Source organism: bacterium (assembly GCA_016703265.1).
GTDB lineage: Bacteria > Krumholzibacteriota > Krumholzibacteriia > LZORAL124-64-63 > LZORAL124-64-63 > CAINDZ01.
Genome location: JADJCK010000001.1, coordinates 195,459 through 216,385, shown reverse-complemented (window position 1 = coordinate 216,385; position 20,927 = coordinate 195,459). Strand labels below are relative to the sequence as shown.

General features: G+C 70.8%; 16 protein-coding genes. 1 reads left to right on the top strand and 15 read right to left on the bottom strand.

What is annotated here, in order from left to right; translation table 11 throughout:
• Nucleotides 1-96: 96 nt before the first annotated feature.
• The 11 genes from IPG61_01000 to IPG61_00950 all read right to left on the bottom strand — a co-directional run bounded on the left by IPG61_01000 (nt 97) and on the right by IPG61_00950 (nt 12,479).
• On the bottom strand, nt 97-864 hold the full coding sequence (locus IPG61_01000) for a 4-hydroxy-tetrahydrodipicolinate reductase (GenBank protein ID MBK6732680.1): 768 nt from the start codon (nt 862-864) through the stop codon (nt 97-99).
• Nucleotides 861-1,784 carry a 4-hydroxy-tetrahydrodipicolinate synthase gene (locus IPG61_00995; protein MBK6732679.1) on the bottom strand — a complete coding sequence of 308 codons (924 nt, stop codon included), beginning with the start codon at nt 1,782-1,784 and terminating at the stop codon, nt 861-863. The genes IPG61_01000 and IPG61_00995 overlap by 4 nt, the downstream gene beginning before the upstream one ends.
• Entirely contained in the window at nt 1,777-2,622 is an 846-nt protein-coding gene (locus IPG61_00990) for a diaminopimelate epimerase (protein MBK6732678.1), read from the bottom strand. The genes IPG61_00995 and IPG61_00990 overlap by 8 nt, the downstream gene beginning before the upstream one ends.
• 2 nt (nt 2,623-2,624) lie before the next feature.
• Nucleotides 2,625-3,884 (bottom strand): hypothetical protein, encoded by a 1,260-nt coding sequence (locus tag IPG61_00985; GenBank protein ID MBK6732677.1) that lies wholly within the window; start codon nt 3,882-3,884, stop codon nt 2,625-2,627.
• Between the two features lie 5 nt (nt 3,885-3,889).
• Nucleotides 3,890-4,804 carry an ornithine carbamoyltransferase gene (gene argF / locus IPG61_00980; protein ID MBK6732676.1) on the bottom strand — a complete coding sequence of 305 codons (915 nt, stop codon included), beginning with the start codon at nt 4,802-4,804 and terminating at the stop codon, nt 3,890-3,892.
• A 106-nt stretch (nt 4,805-4,910) separates the two neighbouring features.
• A complete protein-coding gene (gene hslU, locus IPG61_00975) occupies nt 4,911-6,269 on the bottom strand; it encodes an ATP-dependent protease ATPase subunit HslU (protein MBK6732675.1) in 1,359 nt (452 codons plus the stop codon).
• Nucleotides 6,250-6,819: an ATP-dependent protease subunit HslV gene (gene hslV / locus IPG61_00970; protein ID MBK6732674.1), complete on the bottom strand. Its 570-nt coding sequence runs from the start codon at nt 6,817-6,819 to the stop codon at nt 6,250-6,252. Before hslV ends, hslU begins: the two co-directional genes overlap by 20 nt.
• A gap of 23 nt (nt 6,820-6,842) precedes the next feature.
• Entirely contained in the window at nt 6,843-7,805 is a 963-nt protein-coding gene (locus tag IPG61_00965) for a tyrosine-type recombinase/integrase (GenBank protein MBK6732673.1), read from the bottom strand.
• A 96-nt stretch (nt 7,806-7,901) separates the two neighbouring features.
• Entirely contained in the window at nt 7,902-9,251 is a 1,350-nt protein-coding gene (gene trmFO, locus IPG61_00960; protein MBK6732672.1) for a methylenetetrahydrofolate--tRNA-(uracil(54)-C(5))-methyltransferase (FADH(2)-oxidizing) TrmFO, read from the bottom strand.
• Entirely contained in the window at nt 9,248-12,022 is a 2,775-nt protein-coding gene (gene topA / locus IPG61_00955) for a type I DNA topoisomerase (protein MBK6732671.1), read from the bottom strand. Before topA ends, trmFO begins: the two co-directional genes overlap by 4 nt.
• 79 nt (nt 12,023-12,101) lie before the next feature.
• Complete coding sequence (locus tag IPG61_00950) at nt 12,102-12,479, bottom strand: DUF494 family protein (GenBank protein ID MBK6732670.1); 378 nt, start codon at nt 12,477-12,479, stop codon at nt 12,102-12,104.
• Between IPG61_00950 and IPG61_00945 the strand changes: the two genes are divergently transcribed.
• Nucleotides 12,478-12,624: a hypothetical protein gene (locus IPG61_00945; protein MBK6732669.1), complete on the top strand. Its 147-nt coding sequence runs from the start codon at nt 12,478-12,480 to the stop codon at nt 12,622-12,624. The two genes, IPG61_00950 and IPG61_00945, sit on opposite strands and share 2 nt — an antisense overlap.
• Nucleotides 12,625-12,689: 65 nt before the next feature.
• Here the strand turns inward: IPG61_00945 and secA are convergent, their stop codons facing one another.
• Genes secA through IPG61_00925 form a run of 4 tightly spaced genes read right to left on the bottom strand, consistent with a single transcriptional unit; the run spans nt 12,690 to nt 20,853 of the window.
• Complete coding sequence (gene secA / locus IPG61_00940) at nt 12,690-15,701, bottom strand: preprotein translocase subunit SecA (protein ID MBK6732668.1); 3,012 nt, start codon at nt 15,699-15,701, stop codon at nt 12,690-12,692.
• A gap of 24 nt (nt 15,702-15,725) precedes the next feature.
• The gene (locus IPG61_00935) at nt 15,726-17,240 is read right to left on the bottom strand and encodes a transglycosylase SLT domain-containing protein (GenBank protein MBK6732667.1); all 1,515 of its coding nucleotides are present in this window, start codon (nt 17,238-17,240) and stop codon (nt 15,726-15,728) included.
• On the bottom strand, nt 17,222-17,977 hold the full coding sequence (locus tag IPG61_00930; GenBank protein ID MBK6732666.1) for a hypothetical protein: 756 nt from the start codon (nt 17,975-17,977) through the stop codon (nt 17,222-17,224). Before IPG61_00930 ends, IPG61_00935 begins: the two co-directional genes overlap by 19 nt.
• On the bottom strand, nt 17,974-20,853 hold the full coding sequence (locus tag IPG61_00925; GenBank protein ID MBK6732665.1) for a T9SS type A sorting domain-containing protein: 2,880 nt from the start codon (nt 20,851-20,853) through the stop codon (nt 17,974-17,976). Before IPG61_00925 ends, IPG61_00930 begins: the two co-directional genes overlap by 4 nt.
• Nucleotides 20,854-20,927: the final 74 nt, after the last annotated feature.

Sequence of the window (20,927 nt, the reverse complement as noted above, 5' to 3'; positions counted from 1 at the left end):
GCTGTGGGACACTTCGAGGGCCTCTCCACACGAGAGGCCCTCTTGTTGTAGCCCGAATCAGGACTGTACCCGGAATCGGAGCTGCTGTTCCCTGCTTCAACGGTCGCTGTCCCGCTGCCCGAGGTCCTGCAGCACATCCCCCAGCCCGTACAGGCCGCGTTCGCGGCCGGCGACGAAGCGCACCGCCGGGAGCACGCCGCGCAGGAAGGCACTCCGTGACTGCGCACGGTGCGTCAGCACGAGGGTCTCCTCCTGGTCGCCGATCGTCCACGTGTGCTCACCGACCACGCCGCCGATTCGTTGCGAATGCACCGGCGCCGGAGCGCCGCCGCGGGCGCGCTGCCAGGCCTCGGCCAGCGTGCGCGCCGTGCCGCTCGGCCGGTCGAGCTTGGCCGTGTGGTGCGTCTCCACCAGCTCCGCGTCGAAACCGGCGGGCAGCGTCCGCGCCAGCAGCTGAAGGACCATCTGCAGTGCCGGGATGCCGATGCTGAAATTCGTGGCGTGGACAACCGGGTGCGACTCCGCGTGGCGCTGCAGCAGCGCGTGCTGCTCGGCCGTGAAGCCGGTCGTGCCGCTGACCAGGTGCGCATCGAGCAGGTCCGCCGCCGCCAGCAGGCCGGGCAGCGCGGGTGCCAGCGAGAAATCAATGATGACGCAGCCGGACGGCAGCAGCATCGCCATCGCGTCCTGGCCGATGGCGGGCAGGGTCGGGTGCAACACGCCGGCCGGCACCAGGCGGCCGGGTTCGGTCACCAGGCCGACGAGCGCACAATCCGGCGCCGCCTCGACCAACGCCGCCACCAGGCGCCCCATGCGGCCCTCGGCTCCATGGACGACGACGGCCAGCGGCAGCGTGGCGGTCACGCGGCGCCTCCGGTGGTGTCCTGCGCCAGCATGGCCGCAAGCGTGCCCTCGTAGAACTGGACCAGCCGCGTCAGGCTCTTCTCGGACACCGGCACCAGCGGCAGGCGGGGGTCGCGGCGGCAGAGGCCGGCCATCGACAGCAGTTCCTTCACCGGCACCGGGTTCGTCTCCACGAAGCAGGCGTTGCAGACCGGGTCGAGGCTGCGCGCCAGCGGCCAGGCGCGGTTGAGGTCGCCGGCGGCGAACGCCTTCCACATGCGGGTCAGGGTGCCCGGCAGCAGGTTGCTCACGACGCTGATCGCGCCGGCGGCGCCGAGCCCGTAGATGCTGAAGTTCAGCCCGTCGTCACCCGAGTAGACCTTGAGGTCACAGCGGGCGATGGCGTCCTCGATCTGGGCCAGGTTGCCGCTCGCTTCCTTGAGCGCGACCACGTTCGGCTCGGCTGCCAGCTGCGCCACGGTCTCGGGCAGGATATTCACGGCCGTGCGGCCGGGCACGTTGTAGATCACCTGCGGGATGTCGACGGCACGTGCGATGGCCCGGTAGTGCGCGAGCAGGCCGGCCTGCTGCGGCTTGTTGTAGTAGGGCGAGATCAGCATCGCCGCGTCGGCGCCCCAGGCCTTGACATCGCGCGTCTGGGAAATCGACTCGCGGGTGCAGTTGGAGCCGGAGCCGGCCACGACGGCGCAGCGCCCCTTGCAAACCTCCACGGCGGTCCGCACGAGCCACTCCCGTTCCTCGCGCGTGAGCACGGCTGCCTCGCCGGTGCAGCCGACGGGAACCACGCCGGCCACGCCGCCGTCCACCTGCCGTTGCACCAACCGGCGCCAGGCCGCGCGGTCCACCGCGCCGTCCGCCGTGAACGGCGTGACGAGCGCCGTGTAGACGCCATCGGGCATCGCCCAGGTCTTGTCAGCCATCGAGAACGACCTCGCCTTCGAACGCCACCAGGGCCGGACCGCGCAGGCGCAACGCGCCGGCTTCGCGGTCGACGGCCACGGCAAGCACGTCGCCGCCGCGGGTATGCAGCCGGACGGGACTCTCGGCCCGGCCCAGCGCGCAGAGTATCACGGCGCTTGCCGAGGCGCCAGTGCCGCAGGCCAGGGTCTCGGCCTCGACCCCGCGTTCGTAGGTGCGGATGCGCCAGGCGCCGCGCGGGCCATCGGGCGAGACCCAGTTCACATTGGTCCCGGCGGCGCCGAACAGCGGGTGCCGGCGCAGGCGCGGGCCCCACTGGACAAGGTCGACGGCGTCGACATCGGCCACGGGGATCACCAGGTGGGGCACGCCGGTATTGCAGGACGCATGCAGGTCCCAGGGCGTGTCGGTGAGCGCAACGGCCAGGTCCAGGTTGCGCCAGGCAGGCAGCGTGATCTCGATATCCCCCGGTCCGTGCACCCAGCCGGAAAGCTCGCCGGACCAGGTGTCGAAGCGGCACTCGCGGCCGGCCAGGCCCAGGTGGTGGGCGTGGGCCACGCTGCAACGGGCGCCGTTGCCGCACATCTCGGCCTCGCCCCCGTCGGAGTTGAAGTACGTCATGCGGAACGACGTGCCCGCGGCGGAACCGGGGCCGATGATGATCAGCCCGTCGGCGCCGACACCCTTGCGCCGGTCGCAGAGCGCCGCGATGAGTTCGCCGTCGAGCTTCCCGTCGGCCAGGCCCGCCGAGAGCACGCGGTGGTCGACCATGATGAAATCGTTGCCGGCCCCGTGCATCTTCACGAAGGGCAGGCGGAACGGCGCGTGGGCGGGATCCATGGTCACTCCTTCGGGGTCGCAGTACTGTCCGGCGCGGTGCCGGTGGTGCGGGCGCTGTCGGGCACGGCCCGGGCGGTGAATGTCGGCGGTTGGGCCGGTACGCGCAGCGGGGCGGCAAGGCCCGGCGGCACCTGCAGGCCCTCCACCAGCCACCACGGCTCCAGGTAGGACACGGCGCGCAGGGTGTCGGGCCAGCCGGCGGCCGTCGCCAGGGCGCGCAGCAGGTCGCCCGTCACGTCGCCGAGCAGGCTGTCGCCGTTGACGTCGGCGAAGACGACGACGCGAACGGCGCCGGACGGTACGTCGGCGACGAGCGTCTCCGCCTCCGGCATCAGCGGCGATGCGCGCCTGTCCCGCGGCCCGGCGGGCTGCACTCCGGGCGTCCAGCCCGTGTCGTTCTCGGTCACGGCCAGGGGCCAGGCGGCCCAGGTCCCCGGCCAGCCGCTTCGATCGAAGGCCGGCACGCGCAGCAGTCCTGGCGTGCCGTGGGAATAGAGCGTCAGTACGCCCACCTCGATCGCAGGCTTCTCCGCGCTCAACCTCAGGGTATCCGGGACCACGCGCTGGGCCTCGCGATCCCCCGCCCGCAGGTTGGCGTCGTTGTCGCTGAAGGCACGCACGAGCCACGGGCCACCGGGCGCCGGCAGCCAGTCGAAGGACCAGTGCCCGGCCTCGTCGGTGACGGTGCGGCGCAGCAACGGCTGCTGGAAATACTCGACGGTGTCGGGCGGGACGGCGAACAGCTCGAGGACGCCGTTGGTCACGGCCGAATCACCCATGACCAGGGCGCCGGCAAGCCGGCCGCCCGGCAGCGCGGCCCCGGTCGCGAGCGGATAGCGCCGGCTCCCGCGCGACTTCACCTTGTGCGCGTCCTGGAGCGAGGCCGTGACCTCCACCACCACGACCGTGTCGGCGGGCAGCGGCTCGAACAGTTCGACCTCGGCAACCTGCGCCCCCTTCCAACTCGTGCTGCGGAAACGCTGGGCGGGATAGAAATGCAGCCAGCCCTCGGCGGGCTGGCGCGTCATCTTCTCGCTGAACGACAGGCGAAATGTGCGCACCGGCCCGACCGCCACCGACCCGGACTCGGGGAAGGCGGCGGCCAGGCGCGGCGGGGTCAGGTCCACGGGACCGCCGGGCGGCGCTTCGACCACGGCGCAGGCAACCAGCAGCAGGCAGGCGGCCAGCCCGCCCCCGACGGTGAGACCGCGGACCGGCCACCTGCCGCTCCGGGTCCCCGTTCCTGGTCGCGCGAGCTTCATGCCGCCTACTTGATGAGCGTCGCCAGGATGGCGCGCTGGGCATGAAGCCGGTTCTCGGCCTCGTCGAACACCACCGACTGCGGGCCGTCCATCACCTCGTCGGTGATCTCCTGGTTGCGGTGGGCGGGCAGGCAGTGCAGCACGATGTGGTCCTTGTGCGCGGCCTTCAGCAGCGGTGCCGAGATCTGGAAGTTCGCGAAGTCCTTCCGGCGCTTCACGGCCTCTTCCTCCTGGCCCATGCTGTAGAAGGCGTCGCCGTAGATGACATGGGCGCCCTCGACCGCTTCCTGCGGGTCGTTGGTGATGCAGAAGGAGGCGCCGGCGGCCTCGGCCTTGGCGACGATGGCCTCGTTCGGCTCGTAGCCCTTAGGGCAGGCGAGGATGAAGTTGAATGGAAAGCGGATCGCGGCGTTCAGCCAGCTCACGGCCAGGTTGTTGCCGTCGCCGACCATGACCACGTTCTTGCCCTCGATGGTGCCGAGGTGCTCCTCGACGGTCAGGATGTCGGCCATCACCTGGCAGGGATGGTTCAGGTCGGTGAGCCCGTTGATCACCGGCACCGTGGCGTGCTTCGCCAGCTGCACCACCTCGTCATGGTCGAACCAGCGGATCATGATGCCGTCGCACATGCGGCTGAGCACCTTGGCGACGTCGTGCACCGACTCGCGCGTGCCCATCCCGATTTCCTTGTCGGTGATGAACATCGTCTGGCCGCCGAGCTGGCGGAACGCGACCTCGAAGCTGATGCGCGTGCGCAGGCTGGGCTTGGCGAACACGCAGGCCAGCACCCGGTTGGGATGCGTGTGGGGCAGCGTGTGCGCCCGCGCCAGGGGCTTGGTCTGCTTCGCGAGGTCGAGAATCGCCCGCAACTCGGGCAGCGTGTAGTCGTCGATCGCCAGGAAATCCCGCTTGTCCGCCACGTCCCGCTCCTAACGCCTGGGTGGATCCGCCGCCGGTCGTGCCGGCGCCGCAAAAATAGCCCATCGCCGGGCCGCGTCCAGCCCGCTTTGGGGTTCGTCCGCGCGGCTACAGGATGTAGCGCGTGAGGTCCTCGTCGCGCACGATGGCGCCGAGCCGCTCGCGGACGAAGGCGCCGTCGATGGCCAGGTCGCCGCGGTGCGACTCGGGAACGTCGTACAGCACGTCGTCCAGCAGCTGGGCGAGAATCGTCTGCAGCCGCCTGGCGCCGATGTTCTCCATCCGCTTGTTCAGCTCGGCCGCCAGCCCGGCCAGTTCGTCCATGGCGTCATCGGTCACCGTCAGCCGGCACCCGTCGACCTCGAGAAGCGCCTGGTACTGGCGGATCAGCGAACCCTCGGTGTCGCGCAGGATGCGCACGAAATCCGCGCGGTCCAGGCTCTGCAGTTCCACGCGGATGGGGAAGCGGCCTTGCAGCTCGGGGATGAGGTCGCTCGGCTTGCTCATGTGGAAGGCGCCCGCCGCGATGAACAGCACGTGGTCCGTCTTCACCGGCCCGTACTTAGTGCTGACGGTGGACCCCTCGACGATCGGCAGCAGGTCGCGCTGCACGCCCTCGCGACTCACGTCGGGCCCGCCGCTGTGGCCGCGCCCGCCGGCGATCTTGTCGATCTCGTCCAGGAAGATGATGCCGCCGTTCTCGACGAGTTCGATCGCCTCGGACGTGATCTGGTCCTGGTCGAGCCGCTTCTCGGCCTCCTGTTCGCGCAGCAGCTTGCGCGCCTTGGCCACCGGCACGCGGCGTTCCGTCTTCTGGCGCGGGAACATGCCGCGCAGGCTCTCGCCGATCGAGGCGTCGAACTCCTCGCCGGCCGAGGTGAAGATGTTCGCGAGCGGCATCCGCTGCTGCTCGCCGGCCACGGTCACCTCGCGGTCCTCGAGCACGCCTTCGCGCAGCTGCGAGCGGATCTTCTCGCGACTGCGCTCCCAGCGCGCCTGCCGTTCAGGGTCGTCCTTCATGCCGGCCAGGGGCGGGAAGAGGATGTCCACGAGCGACTCCTCCACGGCGGCGTCGATCTCGACCGTGTGCCGCGATTCAGCCCGACGTCGCACCAGTGCGATGCCGGCCTCGACCAGGTCCCGCACCATCGAATCGACATCGCGGCCGACATAGCCCTTCTCGGTGAACTTCGTGGCCTCGACCTTGAGGAACGGCAGGTCCGCCAGCTGCGACAGGCGTCGCGCGATCTCCGTCTTCCCCACGCCCGTCGGCCCGATCAGGATGATGTTGTTGGGCACGACCTCGCGGCGCGCCTCGCCGGTCAGCTGCATCCGGCGCCAGCGGTTGCGCAGGGCGATGGCCACGGCCTTCTTCGCGTCGGCCTGCCCGATGATGTAGCGGTCGAGCATCGCCACCGTCTGCGGGCACGTCCACGCCGAGGTGTGTTCAATCTGCCGGATCTGCATGGGGCTCGCCGCCTTCCGCGCCTGTCTCCAGGATGGTGAGGTTGGTATTCGTGTAGATGCAGATCTCGCCGGCGATCTGCAGGGATTCGCGGCAGATCTCGGCCGCGGACAGGTCGGTACGCCTGGCCAGCGCGCGGGCCGCCGCCAGTGCGTACGGTCCACCGGAGCCGATGGCCGCCAGATGGTCGTCGGCCTCGATGATGTCGCCGGATCCGGAGACCGTGAAGATGTCGGTGCGGTCCATGACGACCATCATCGCTTCGAGCCGACGCAGGACGCGATCGCTCCGCCACTCGCGCGCCATCTCGACCGTGGCGCGCTTGAGGTGGCCGCGGTAGCGTTCGAGGTGCCCTTCGAACTTCTCGAAGAGGGAAAAGGCGTCGGCGGCACCGCCGGCAAAACCAACGAGCACCTGGCCGCCGAACAGAGGGCGCACCTTGACGGCGCCGTGCTTGACGGCCGTATTGCCGAGCGTGACCTGGCCGTCGCTGCCGATCGCGCCGCGCCCGTCGCGCAGCACCGCGAGTACCGTGGTGGAACGGATCTTCATGGGGTCCTTCCGTGGGCCGCGACTCAACCGCCGCGGCGGGTGCGGGCGCGCGGGTGGGCGGCCTCGAAGCTCGCCCGCAGCCGACTGCGGCCCAGATGGGTGTAGATCTGCGTGGTCGACAGGTGCCGGTGCCCGAGCAGTTCCTGCACGACACGGATGCCGGCCCCGCCGTCGAGCAGGTGCGTGGCGAAACTGTGCCGGAGCGTGTGCGGGGAAACGCCGGCGACCTGCGCCAGTTCCCCCGCATAACGTGCCACGAGCGCCTGCACGGTGCGGCGACCGATGCGTCGCCCCGGCCGGCCCTCGAAGACGGGCAGGGCTGCCGCGGTGCGTCCCGCGGCGCCGTCGCGCACGTCCTGCCACAGGCCCGGTTCCAGCGACCCCGCCAGGTGCACGGCCAGCGCGTCGGCGGCGCAGCCGGCCAGCGGCAGCACGCGTTCGCGGTTGCCCTTGCCCAGCACGCGCACGCGCTGCTCCGGGAAATCCAAGTCACCCAAATCCAGCCCCGTCACCTCGGCGAGGCGCAGCCCGAGCCCGTAGATCACCTCGAGCAGCGCGCGGTCACGGCGCCCGCGCGGCGTCGCCGTGTCCGGCATTTCCAGCAGCCGTGCGGTCAGTTCCACGTTCAGGTCGTGGGGCAGTTCGCGCCGCCGTCCGCCGCGTCCGATGCCCAGATTTCCCGGCACATCCTCGACTTGCGACGTCAGCTTAAGGTAGCGGTAGAACGAGCGGATCGCCGCCAGGTGGCGGTCCAGCGTGCTTGGGCGGCAGCCGCGGCGGCGCAGGGCTGCCAGGTGCGTGCGGATGAGGTCGCGCTGCCCGGCCAGGCGCGGCCACTGGTCGCGACCGGCCGGCTCCTCCACCAGCCCGGAAGCGACGGCGGTGGCCAGGAAGTCGCGGATGTCGCGACCGTAGGCCGTCACCGTGCGCGGGCTCAGCCCCCGTTCGATGCCGAGGTGGTCGAGGTACGGCTGGAGCGGATCCATGGCCCAGGTTCCCTCCCGGTCCAGGGGGCGCGGACGGCGGATTGCCGACGGGGCGGGAACGTACCATCGGCGGGCAGGGCTGGCAAGCGGGGCGGCTCAGCCGGCGAGCAACGCGCGCACGGGTGACTGCGCCAGCCAGGCGGCGAGTTCGCGCGCGGCCAGGTCGCCACGCGCCAGCTTGCGAAGGCGCTTGTCGCGCACCAGCTCGGGCAGGTCCGGCAGCAGGCCGAAGTTCGCGTTCATCGGCGTCAGTCGCGCGGTGGTCTGGTCGAAGAGGAATCCGCCGAGCAGGGAGCCGAGGATCGTCTCCCGCGGCAGGGCCGGCAGGGCCAGGCCCCGTAACCGCGCGGCGGCGTGCCACGCCGTCAGCAGTCCCGAGGCGATGGATTCGACGTAGCCCTCCACGCCCGTCATCTGGCCGGCCACCAGGATGTCGGCGCGTCCCTTCAGCGAGAAGTCGGGTTCGCAGCACCGCGGCGTGTCGAGGTAGAAGTTGCGGTGCAACTGGCCGTAGCGGACGAACTCGGCGTTCTCCAGGCCGGGGATCAGGCGCAGCACGCGGCGCTGCTCGCCCTGCTTCAGTCGCGTCTGGAATCCGACGAGCCCGAACAGCGTGCCCTCCCGGTTCTCCTGTCGCAGCTGCACGACGGCGTGCGGGCGACGCCCGCCGGCGCGCGGGTCAGCCAACCCCACCGGACGCAGCGGACCGAAGGCCAGCGACATGGGACCGGAAGCCGCGATCTCCTCGATCGGCTGGCAGCCGGCAAACAACTCGTCGCGATCGAAGGCGTGGACGTCGGCCTTCTCGGCGGCGATCAGCTCGCGGTGAAGGAGTTCGTAGGTTTCCCGGTCGAGGGCCGAGTTCAGGTAGTCGCTGTCGCCCTTGCCGTAGCGGGCGGCGCGGTAGAGCCGGTCCAGGTCGAGCGACTCCAGGGTGACCGTGGGCGCGATCGCGTCGAAGAAGTGCAGGGCCGGGCGGCCCGTGACGCGGCCCAGTTCCTCGACCAGTGCTGCCGAGGTCAACGGCCCGGTCGCCACCAGCCACAGGTGGTCCGCGATGACGGGCAGTGATTCCACCGGCCCGCGGTCCACGGTGACGCCGGCCGCCGCCAGGCGCCCGGCAACTTCCTGGGAGAACGCGTCGCGATCGACCGCCAGCGCGCTTCCGGCCGGCACCGCGCAGGCGCGCGCCGCGTCCAGCAGCCGGCAGCCCAGCGCATCCAGCTCCTGCTTGAGGACACCGCTCGCGGTGGCCGGTTCGGTACTCTTGAGGGAATTGCTGCAGACGATCTGGGCCAGCGCATCGCCGCGATGAACGGGCGAGCCCGAGACGGGGCGCATCTCGGCCAGGCGCACCGGCACGCCGAGCCGCGCAAGCTGAAGGGCAGCCTCACAGCCGGCCAGGCCGCCGCCGACCACCGTCACCTGCGGCGGCGCGGCGCTCACTCGGTGCCGGGCCCGGCAGGACGCCTACGGGGCGCGGCCTTGGTCGCGGCGGCGCCATCGCCCTTCCTGGCGGCCTTCTTCACCGTCTTCTTCGCGGTGGTCTTCTTCACGGTCTTGCCGGAGCCGGCCTTCTTCGCCGTCTTCTTCACGGCCTTGCCGGCAGCCTTCTTGGTGACCTTGCGCCCGCCGCGCCCCGGTCGTCCGCCGCCCTGCGCCGCGCGTTCCGCAGCCGCCACGAGCAATGCCACCGCGTCGGCCACGGTCACTTCCTCGGGGTCGGTGTCGCGCCCGATGGTGCCGTTCGACTTGCCGTCGGTCACGTACGGGCCGTAACGGCCCTTGCAGATGACGAGCGGCAGGCCGGTCTCCGGGTGCGGTCCCAGTTCGCGCAGGACCGGCCGCCGGTTCTTGTTCTTGATGCGCTCGAGCGCCTGTTCGAGCGTCACGCTGAACAGCTCGTCGACCGAGGCCACGCTCGCGAAGACGCGCTCGCATTCGACATAGGGCCCGAACCGGCCCAGGCCGGCGCGCACGGGCTTGCCGGTGGCGGGATCGGTGCCGATCAGGCGCGGCAGGCTCAGGAGCCGCAGCGCGTAGTCGAGGTTGATGGTCGAGAGGTCCGTCTTGGCGCCGAGGCTGATGCGCTTGGGCTTCGTGTCGCCCTCCTGCTCGCCGAGCTGCAGGTAGGGGCCGAACGGCCCCGTCAGCGCGTAGATGTCCTGCCCGGTCTCCGGATGCCGGCCGATGGGCTCGCGGGAGCGGTCGCGCTCCGTGATCAGGTCGAGCGCGCGCTGCGGCGTCAGCTCGTCGATCAGCAGGTCGACCGGCACCGTGGCGCGTCGCTCGTCGTCGCCTTCCATGTTCACCGAGACGTAGTTGCGACCGATCCGCAGCACGATCGGCGCGCCCGTCTCGGGATCGTCGCCCACGTGGATGCGCGGGAACTCGATGCGGTCCAGGCCGACCGAAATATCCTTCTCCAGGCCCGCCTCGTCGCCGCGGCCGTGGTAGAAGCTGTCCAGGAACTCGACCCAGTCGCGCTCGCCGGCGGCGATCTGGTCCAGTTCCTCTTCCATGCGCGCCGTGAACGCGACATCGACGTAGCGGTTGAAGTGCTCGCGCAGCAGGTGCGTGACCGCCATGCCGATGTAGGTCGGCAGCAGCGCGCCGCCCTTCTTGGCCACGTACTCGCGGCTCTGGATGGTGGCGATGACGGACGCGTACGTCGAGGGGCGGCCGATGCCCTCCTCCTCCAGCTTCTTGATCAGCGAAGCCTCGGTGTACCGCGCCGGCGGCTGGGTCTCGTGCGCCGCATGCGTGACATCCTTCACGTCGATGCCGCCCGGCTCGCTCGCTGCGGCCCCGCCGATCGACTGGCCCTCGCGCAGGTCGGGCAGCAGTGCGTCCTGGCCGCGGTCGCCGTAGACGCGGAGGAAGCCCGGGAACTTCACGACCGAGCCGTTGGCCCGGAAGGTGAGTTCGCGCCCGTCGGCCTTCACCACGAGGTCGGCCGCGGTCTTGTCCAGCTTGGCGTCGGCCATCTGCGAGGCAACGGTGCGGTTCCAGATGAGCGTATAGACGGCCAGTTCGTCCTTGTCCAGGCGCCCGGCCACCGAGGCCGGCGTGCGACTGACGTGCGTGGGGCGGATCGCCTCGTGCGCTTCCTGCGCGCCCTTCGACTGCGTCCGGTAGCGCCGCGGCCCGTTCGTGTACTCGGGGCCGTATTCGCGGGCGACCAGCTCGGCCGTCTCGGCCAGCGCACCCTCGCTGAGGGTCAGCGAGTCGGTACGCATGTAGGTGATGAGGCCCTCGGCGAAGTCTCCCACGCCTTCGTACAGTCGCTGGGCGATGCGCATGACGCGCTGCGGCGTCATCTTGAGCTTGCTGCTGGCGGCCTGCTGCAACGTGGAGGTGATGAACGGCGGCGCCGGCCGCTGTGTCGTCTCCTTGCGCTCGACGGCGCTCACGCGCCAGGGCACGGTCGCCTTCGCGGCTGCCGCCAGGCCGGCCGCCTCCGCCTCACCCAGCTGCAGGCGCCCCTCGCCCGACTTGAGGGCCCCGGTAGCCGGGTCGAAATCCTTGCCGCCGGCCACACGCTTGCCGTCCACGGTGGTCAGGCGCGCGCCGAACTCGAGATCCCGGCCGGCCAGCGTCGCCTCGACATCGCAGTACCTGGCCACGCGGAAGGCCTGCCGCTCCTCTTCCTTCTCGACGACCAGCCGCACCGCCACGCTCTGCACGCGCCCGGCCGACAGCTTGGTCCGCACCTTCTTCCAGAGCACGGGCGACAGCGAGTAGCCGTAGAGGCGGTCGAGGATGCGCCGGCCCTCCTGCGCCCGCACGAGCTCCATGTCGATCTCGCGTGGATTCTCCAGCGCTGCCATGATCGCGTTGCGCGTGATCTCATGGAACGTGATGCGGCGAACCGGCACCTTGGGCTCGAGCACCTCGAGCAGGTGCCAGCTGATGGCCTCGCCCTCGCGGTCTTCGTCCGTCGCGAGCAGGATCTCGTCCGCCTGCTTCAGGAGCTTCTTCAGCTCGGCGACCTGCGCCCGGCTGTCGGGCGAGACGATGTAGATGGGCGCGTAGCGGTCGTCGATGTTCACGCCCAGGCGAGACCATGACTCGTTCTTGTAGCGGGCGGGGATGTCCTTGGCGGACGCCGGAAGGTCGCGGATGTGACCGTAGCTGGACGCGACGACGTAGCCGTCGCCGAGGAAGCGCGTGATGGTCCGGGCCTTGGCGGGAGACTCGACGATGATCAGTTTCAAACGGCCCGTCCTTCAAGCAAAACCCGGCCGTGGCAGCCAGCGGCCGGTTTCGCGTTTCTGAGGACGACCATGGCCGGCCTCAATGGATATTGTCGAAGCCTTCCGAGGCGCCCCCGGTCAGGCCCGGCCGCCCGGGGCGGAACAGGACCTGCTCGAGGATGGGCTCAAGGTCATAGGGCGTCAAAGGGCGGAAGGCGATGTGCGACGAATACTGCAGCAGCGCTTCCATCTGGGCACGGTCGATCTGGCCCGTGTTGAACAGGTCCAGCAGCAGGCCCAGGCCGTCCCGCGTCAGGTATTCGTCCTCCATCTCGCCGAACAGGCGGAAGGCCTTGTCCGACGGGGCGTCCGGGGCCGGTTCCTGGGGCCAGTCCTGGCGGTTGTCCGGCAGGAGACGCTCCTCGATCCAGTCCAGGAGGGCGTGAACGTCCTCCTCCTCGAGCCCGGAGGCCGTCATGCGCTCGCGCAACCGGGTCAGCCTGGCGGCCGAAACCTCGGCGCCCCGAGAGGGCCTCGAGCAGCAAAACCAGCAGGTGCTTATGCTTACCACGTTCGGTGTTCATCGCTGGCATCGCTTTCCGTCACCGGCCAATGGCCGCTGACGTGGCCAAACCTAGCACGGGCATCCCCCGGCGGCAAGACCGGCCGCCCCGGCCCGGCCCGTCGCCTAGACGGCGCCGCAACACTTCTTGTACTTCTTGCCGCTGCCGCAGGGGCACGGGTCGTTGCGCCCGATGTTGGCCGAGGCCACGTTGACCACCGGTCGGGGACGCCCCGCGATGGCATCCTCGTCCGGCGCCGGCTCGGTGGAAGCGCTGCCGAAAGCCGCGACTTCCTGGTGCTTCGTCTGCATGACCGGCGGCGGCGTCGCGGGCCGCTCGGGCGGCGGCGCCAATTCGGCCCGGAAGAACAGGTTGATGGCCGACTTCTCGATGCTGCCGACGAGCGCCTCGAACATCCGGAACGACTCGCCCTTGTACTCGACCAGCGGGTCGCGCTGCCCGTACGAGCGCAGGCCGATGCCGCTGCGCAGCATGATCAACTCGTTGAGATGGTCGCGCCACTGCTCGTCCAGGATCTGGATCATCACGAACTTCTGCAGCTGTCCCGTCAGGTGCTCGCCCAGCAGCTCGCACTTGGCCTGGTAGCGCTGGCGGGCCTGGTCGCGCAGGCGCTCGGCCAGTGCGTCGTAGCCCATCTCCAGGTGCTCACGCGGGGCAATCGGCAGCGGCGCCAGTACGAGCGGTCCCCACAGGCGCTGGAGCTTCTCGAGGTCCCAGTCGTCGGGCACGGTCTCGGGGTCGATGCATTCGGCCAGCACCCCGTCGACGGCGTTCTCCAGGAAGTCGCTGAACTGCTCGCCCAGCTCGTGGCCCTCGAGCGCATCGCGACGCATCCCGTAGATGACCTCGCGCTGCTTGTTGACGACGTCGTCATATTCGAGCAGGTGCTTGCGGGTGTCGTAGTTCTGGTTCTCGACGCGCATCTGCGCCTTCTCGATCGCCCGCGTGACCATCGAGTGTGTGATGACCTCGTCTTCCTGGACGCCCAGCTTGTCCATCACCTTGATGATGCGCTCGGGGCTGAACAGGCGCATGAGGTCGTCCTCGAGCGACAGGAAGAAGATGGCCTGGCCCGGGTCGCCCTGGCGGCCGGCGCGGCCGCGCAGCTGCCGGTCGATGCGCCGGCTCTCGTGCCGTTCGGTGCCGATGATCTGCAGGCCGGTGGCCTGGCCTTCCCATTCCTCCTTCTTGAGGTCCGGGTCGCTCGGCCATTTAGACGGCAGGTCCAGCACGCCGGGGGCCAGCTTGATGTCCGTGCCGCGGCCGGCCATGTTCGTCGCGATGGTCACCGCGCCGATGCGCCCCGCCTCGGAGACGATCTCGGCCTCCATCTTGTGGTGCTTGGCATTCAGCACGTTGTGGTTGATGCCCTGCAGCTTCAGCAGCCGGCTCAGCAGTTCACTCACCTCGACGGTGGTCGTGCCGACGAGGACCGGCAGGCCCAGGCGGTGGAGCCGCTTGATCTCCTCCACGATCGCCTTGTACTTGGCCTTCTTCGTCTTGTAGATGACGTCGTCGAGGTCCTTGCGGGCAATCGGCCGGTTCGAGGGGATGATGACCACGTCCAGCTTGTAGATCCCGTTGAACTCCGCCTCTTCGGTCTCGGCCGTGCCGGTCATGCCGGCCAGCTTCTCGTATTTGCGGAAGAAGTTCTGGACCGTGACCGTGGCCAGCGTCTGCGTCTCGCGCTGGACGACCACGCCTTCCTTCGCCTCGAGCGCCTGGTGCAGGCCCTCGCTGAACCGGCGGCCCGGCTGCAGGCGACCGGTGAAGGTGTCGACGATGATCACCTTGCCGTCCTGCACGACGTACTCGACATCCTTCTCGTAGAGCGAGTACGCGCGCAGCAGCTGGTCGGCGTTGCTGATGAGCTCGTTCTTCAGCGCATACGCCTGCTCGATCGCCGCCAGGCGCTGCGCCTTCTCGATGGGCGTGAGCGATTCGTCGTTCTGGATGGCGCCGGCGCTCTCGGCCAGGTCGGGCAGCACGAAGAAGTCGCGTTCCTCGCGGGCAAAGACCTCGCGCCCCTTCTCGGTCAGGTCGACGTGGTGGTTCTTCTCCTCGACCACGTAGAGCAGGTCGGCGTCGGCCTCCCACATGGCCTTGTCGCGCATGTAGTTTTCCTCGGTGCGCTGGATCGTCTCCAGGACGCCGGGGATCTGGCCGAGCTTGCGGAAGCGCTGGTTCTTGGGAGCGCCGCGGCTGATGCGCAGGAGCTTCAGCGCGGTCTCGTCGTCGATCTTGACGTCCTCGCCGTCGGCGGCGGCGCGGAGCGCGCGCTCGACATCGCCCAGCCAGTCGTTGACGATCTTCATCTGGCCACGGACGACGTTCTGCACGCGCGGGTTCATCTCGGTGAACTGGTGCGTCGACTTGTCAACGGCGCCCGAGATGATGAGCGGCGTGCGCGCCTCGTCGATCAGGACCGAGTCCACCTCGTCGACGATCGCGTAGAAGAACTCGCGGTGCACGAGGTGCTCGGGGTGCACGACCATGTTGTCGCGCAGGTAGTCGAAGCCGAACTCGTTGTTGGTGCCGTAGGTCACGTCGCAGGCGTAGGCCACGCGGCGTTCCTCGGGCGTCATCTCGCCCAGGATGTAGCCGACCTTGCAGCCGAGGAACTCGAGCACGCCGCCCATCCACTGCGCGTCGCGCTTGGCCAGGTAGTCGTTGACGGTCACCAGGTGGGCGCCGCGCCCGGGCAGCGAATTCAGGTACAGGGGCATGATCGCGACGAGGGTCTTGCCTTCGCCGGTGGCCATTTCCGCGATCTTGCCCTGGTGCAGCACGATGGCGCCCATCATCTGGACGTCGTACGGCACCATGTCCCAGGTCATTTCCTGGCCCCAGACGATCCAGGTGGCCTTCCGCTCGGTCAGGCGGCGGCAGCCTTCCCAGACCACGCCGTAGGCCTCGACGAGAAGGTCATCCAGCGATTCACCGGCCGTGTGGCGGCGCCCGAATTCGGTGCGGAGGGCACGAAGGTCGTCGTCGCTCAGCGAGCGGTAGCGCTCACGGTTGGCCTTGATCTTCTCGACCAGCGGGCTCAGCTTCGCCGCATCGCGGTTCTTCTTCCCGAACGCCTTCTCGAACCATCCCTGCAGGCCGTTGGCCATGAGTCGCTCCTTGTGCGGTGTACTTCAGTCGCGGGCAGGCGCCGTGCCGCCGATGACGGCCTCGTAGATGGCGCGATCGACCAGGACCTTCTCGACATAGTGGCGCGTCTCGGGATAGCCGATCCAGGCCAGGTAGATGTCGCGGGCCGCATTGCCGCCCAGTTGCCGGTCCCAGCGATCGGTGGCCTCGTAGCCGGCGTTGTAGCCGGCCAGCACCCGGTAGGGGTCGCCCCCGTAGCGTCGGGCCCCATCGCTCACGAGGTGGTCGCCCCGGGCGATGGAAATCCGCGCATTGCTCCAATGGCCCGCCCCGGGCAACGCGCCGGGTCGCTCGTAGTGGAAGGGCGTGATCTGCATCCAGCCCAGCGCGCCGGCCCAGGAACGTACCCCGGCCTCGAACAAAGATTCGTTGCGCGCGATCGCGAGCAGGAGCGCCGGGTCGTTCTCCGCGCGCAGCAGGGCATCGCGCACCGGTCCCGGCCCCGGGAGGGGGTAAAGGAATAGCCTTCGCTCGGCCGCTGTCAAACCGCGCTGTGGCAGCACACTGGCCGCACCCAGGGCCCCGCGCATGTCGCCGGCGGCCAGAGCGAACCCCAGGAGGGCGTGGATGCGCACGTAATCGCTCCCGGCGGCCTGGACCAGGGCCGGCACCAGGGAAGGCCGCGCCGGCGTTCCGCCCCCGGTCAGGAAGGCCACATCGGCATCCAGGAGCTGGCCGGCCAGACGGTCCTCCGCCAGCAGGGGGGCCACGGCAAGCATGGCCGCTGCCGCCGGCGCGCTGCTGCCCGCCACGCGAGCCAGGCGCCGGGCGTACTCGGCAGCAACTCCGCCACCGGGGTTCGAGTCCGCAAACGACAGCCCCCACTTGACCCACAGGTCCCACAGCGGGCGGTCGGCGGCCGCGACGAAGGCGTCCCGGACCGCGGCATCGGCCGGCCTCACGCGCGGCGCGCGCCCGGTCTCCACGAGCCACGCGGCGCGGGCTGTCATCTCGGCGGTGTCGGGCACCGCGGCGGCGGCCCCGAGGCGGGCTTCCCAATGCCGGGTCTCGGCGCGGAACGCATCGAGCTCCGCCCCGGTGAACGTGGTGCGCCCGGCTTCACGCAGGGTGCGGGCGCCGGCCAGGTCGCCCTTGGCGATGGCCCGCACCATCGACTGTTCCACCCATTGCCGCAGGCGTCGCCGCGTGGCGTTCGTGCCGTTGCCCTCGCGCGCCAGGGCCAGGGCCTTGTCGAGGTCGGCGCGGGCCCGCACCTCACTGCCGTCGAGCAGGCGCAGCTCTGCGGCGCGGCGCCACAGGTCCAGGCGCCAGGTCGGCTTCAGGCCGGGCGTGGCGGCGATCGCTTCGTAGGCGGCGGCATCGCCCTGCTGGGCGGTGCGGCGCCCGTTCACCCACATCCCCTGCAGGTCGATGTCGTCCGGAGGGGTCGGATGCCGGCGGAAATGGGCCACCAGTGCCGCCTTGGGCAGCACGGCGGCGCCCACGGCCGCGCGCCAGGGCTCCGGCAGCCCGGACGCGGTCAGGTCCTGCGACTGCACGCCCCGCCGCGACCGGCGCCGACGAAGAAGGCGCGCCAGGCTTCACTGGTTTCGGGCGGCATGATCGGGGCCTGTCCGCGCTGGCGGCAATACCCGACCCAGAGCGCCCAGGCGTTGCCGGCGTCGACCGAGGGCAGCGGCAGGGCCTCGGCCCAGATCGTGGAGCTCTCGGCGGCGGGACCGCCACCGAGTCGCGCCACGCGGCGGGCGCGCAATCCCCAGGTGAAATTCTCGCGCGGCTCGATGCCGGGACCGCGTCGCGTCGCCAGGTTGTCGGCGATGCCGCGGGCGGCGGCCAGGTCGCCGGAAGCCAGGGCGACGAAGAAGCGCCGGGCCCCCAGCTCGCCTTGGAGCACCGCCGCGCCGTCGACGGCGGCGAGCGCAGTTGCCGTAGCTGTCGTGTCGGCGTAGGCGCGGACGGCCTGCGACATCGCACGAAGGCGTTCCTCGGCGGTGGCCGGATCTCGCGCCGCCAGCCAGCGACGCGTCAGGTCGGCGCCGGGCACCGGCGTCTGCCGCGGGTCCAGGCAGCGCGCGGCAGCCCGCGTCCAGGCGGTGTCGATGCGCGCCGGTTCCAGCAGGCCGACCGGATAACCGTCATCCAGGCCCGCCGCAACCCCGGCGGCGCCGACCTGGAACTTCTCGAGCCAGGGATCGAAGAGCGGACCGGCCCCGGCCGCAGCCGGGACGATCGCCAGCGTGAGCGCCGTCAGCGTCGCCTTTACCTGCCACTTCAATGTCGCAGCACCACCTTGCGTGTCACGGGCGCACCGGCGCCGGATAGTTTCAGGAAATAGGTCCCCGAGGGCAGGCGTCGCCCGCCGGCGTCGCTGCCGTCCCAGGTGGCGAGCAGGGTGCCCGCAGGCACGTCGCGCCGGTGAACCAGGCGGCCGCGCAGGTCGTAGATCCGCAGTTCGCCGACGGTTCCGTCGGGAACCTGCAGCGTGAAACGGAGAACTGCCGCCGCCGGGTTGGGCCACGGCTCGCCCAGTGACGGCCCGGCAACGGCACCATCGTCAACGTACACGGTCAATGGTTCCAGCGCGAGGACTCCCCACAACGTCGGTCCCGTGACGCGCACCTCGTGACGCCGGTCGGGTGGGCCCGGCAACAGCGCCGTGATCGTCGCCCGGTCCACGGGGTCCTGCACGCCGGTCAGCAGCGTCGTCCAGATGCTGTCGGGCCTGGCGCGGGCCTGGATGTCGAACCGCGGCTCGGCCGCCCCGGCGTCCCAGGTCCAGTCCCAGGACAGGCTTCCCGACCAGCGGCAATCCTCGTCGAAGCCGGCCGGGGGCGCGCTGAGCGCCTCGCAGCGCGCGACCACCCAGCCGCGCGCACGCCACAGGGCATTGGCGGCGAACTCCAGCCGCAGGCGCCAGGGGCCGGTGCCTTCGGCCGGGACCGGGAAGATGTCCGTGCGCCAGATCGGCTCGCCGGCCGGGGTCAGTTCGGCGGCCGAGCCCCCGAACGAACCGCGACCGCGCAGGGCGCTGCCGGAGGTCGGGTCCACGCGCGCGGGCCAGCCGCGCAGCGGCTCGGCGGGTATCTCGGCGCCGTCCGGGCCGATCCAGCTGACCACGGCGGCGTCCATCGGCGCCCCGGTCGGCAACGACTCCACGTCGACCCAGTGCAGGAGGCGGACGCCGGTCGTGGCGCCGGCCAACGGCCCACTGGTCAGGCGGGCGCGGCCCCCGTTCGTGTAGGCGACGTTCGGCCAGTCGGTGGGATCGGCCGCGGCTGCGGTGCAGACGAGGACCGGGACCTGGCCTGGGGCCGGCGAATCCGCGCCGGTCCACCGTTCCCACGCGGTGCCGGGCCCGTCGGGTTGTTCGATGGTCCACGAACCCGGCCACCCCGCGGCGAAATCGAGCGCCAGAGCGGTGCTCGTCCAGGCCCTGGGCCGCGTGTCGTCGCATGTCCTGACACCCGGACCGGAAAGGGTGTAGCGGAATCGCGTGAAGGCATCCGTCGGCTGTCCGCCGGGGGTCGTCCAGCGGACGGTTGAAGCCGGTCGCCAGGCGCCGTCACCGTGCGCGAGCAGGGGAACCTCCACGGACCGCGAACCGCCGCCGAAATCGCCCCAGACCGGTTCGCCCACCGCCTCGACGCGCAGCGACAGCGAAGCGGCCGCACCCCCGTGGACGCGGGCCGTCAACACCATCTCGTGCACGGGCCCCTCGCCGAACGCGACGTCGAAGTCCAGCCACGGTTGCGCGTCACCCAGCGTGTGATGGACCGCGAGACCGTTGGCATAACCGATGCCCGATATCGCGACGCCGGTCGGTCCCCCGTAGCCGTCGCTGGAGGGAGTCGTGTCCGGTGCCAGCGAGGTGACGTTGCCCGGGCCCGGGAAGACATCCCCGGCGGCGCCTGCATCGAGCCCGTCCCGGAGTTCCCGGCCGCCGTCGGCCTCGAGCAGCCGCGCGCGCAGGTGCCATTGCCCGAAGCCGTCGTCGCGCCAGCTGCCTTCGGGCACGGTTTCGTCCACGTGCAGGGCGACGAGCCCCGCGGCCGGCAGCGCCGCGTCGAACGGGGCGGCCGCGCCCGGATCGCGCGCCTCGAGCAGGAAGAACTCGGGTCCGGGTTCGCCGCGTGTCCAGACACGATGCGTCTCGGTGCCGTCGGGCGCCGCCCGCAGCGTGTCGCCCCCCGCAGGGCTGGACGCGATGGTGACGACATCGCACCATCCGAGCAGCGCGCGCGAATAGGCATCGGGCAGCGAGGGCCCCCAGCCGCCGCCGGTGCCGCGGGCGCCGGCGGCCATGAGGCTGAAGACGCCGAGGCCGCCGGCGCCGGCCAGGTCGCCGGCGCCCGAGCCGCCCCCGGGGTCGGGCGGCAGCAGCGGATCGTAGCGGTCTTCCATGCCCAGCAGGTGCGCGGTCTCGTGCGCCCAGATGCCCGGGCCGCTGGCCAGGCTCGCCGTGGCGTAGGGACCGGCGGTAATGCCTTCGGCCGCGAAGGGCGGGTCGAGATAGTACTGCAGCGCCTGGATGAGCCCGTTCGCGGCATCGTTCTCCTGGCCCGGGTCGGCATGCAGGATGAGCACACCGTCAACCCAGCCGTCGTCATCCGCCGTGCCGGCGCGTCCATCGGGACCGTCGAGGTCCGCCGCGCGCAGGTCGAAGCCTGCGGCGGCGACCGCCTCGATCGCCAGGGCGGCCAGCCGGCGCGAACGCGTGAATCCGTTGAGGCCGATGTCCGAGTAGTCGCGGGCGATGCCGGGCAGGCGCACGAGCGGCGCGAGGACCGGCACCACCTCGCAACGCCCGGCGGAAGCGACGGTGAAATAGTGACGCAGGGATTGTCCGTCGACCGCCGTCAATCGCGGCGCCAGGCCGGCGGGATCCCACCCGGCTGGCAGCCGGTGGTCCGCGAAATCGACGGGGATGACCAGCAGTCCGAAGCGCGCCGGCGCGGCCGCGGGATCAGCCAGGGTCTTCGCAGCGCTTGCCAGGCTCCGTGCGCGCACCTCGGCCCGGCGGGCGGCGCGCCAGGCATGCAGCGCAGCGTCGTCCGCGACCGGCACCGAGGCTCCTGCATGCGGGGCCGGGCAACCCGCAGCCAGGCAGGCCGCGAGCACGATCAGGACCAGGGTGCGCGAACTCGCGAGCATACGTCTCCGGTGGCGGTACGGGGCGGTCCTGCGACCCGCAGCCGCGGTGAAGGGTCTGCCATGCCCGCTCACCC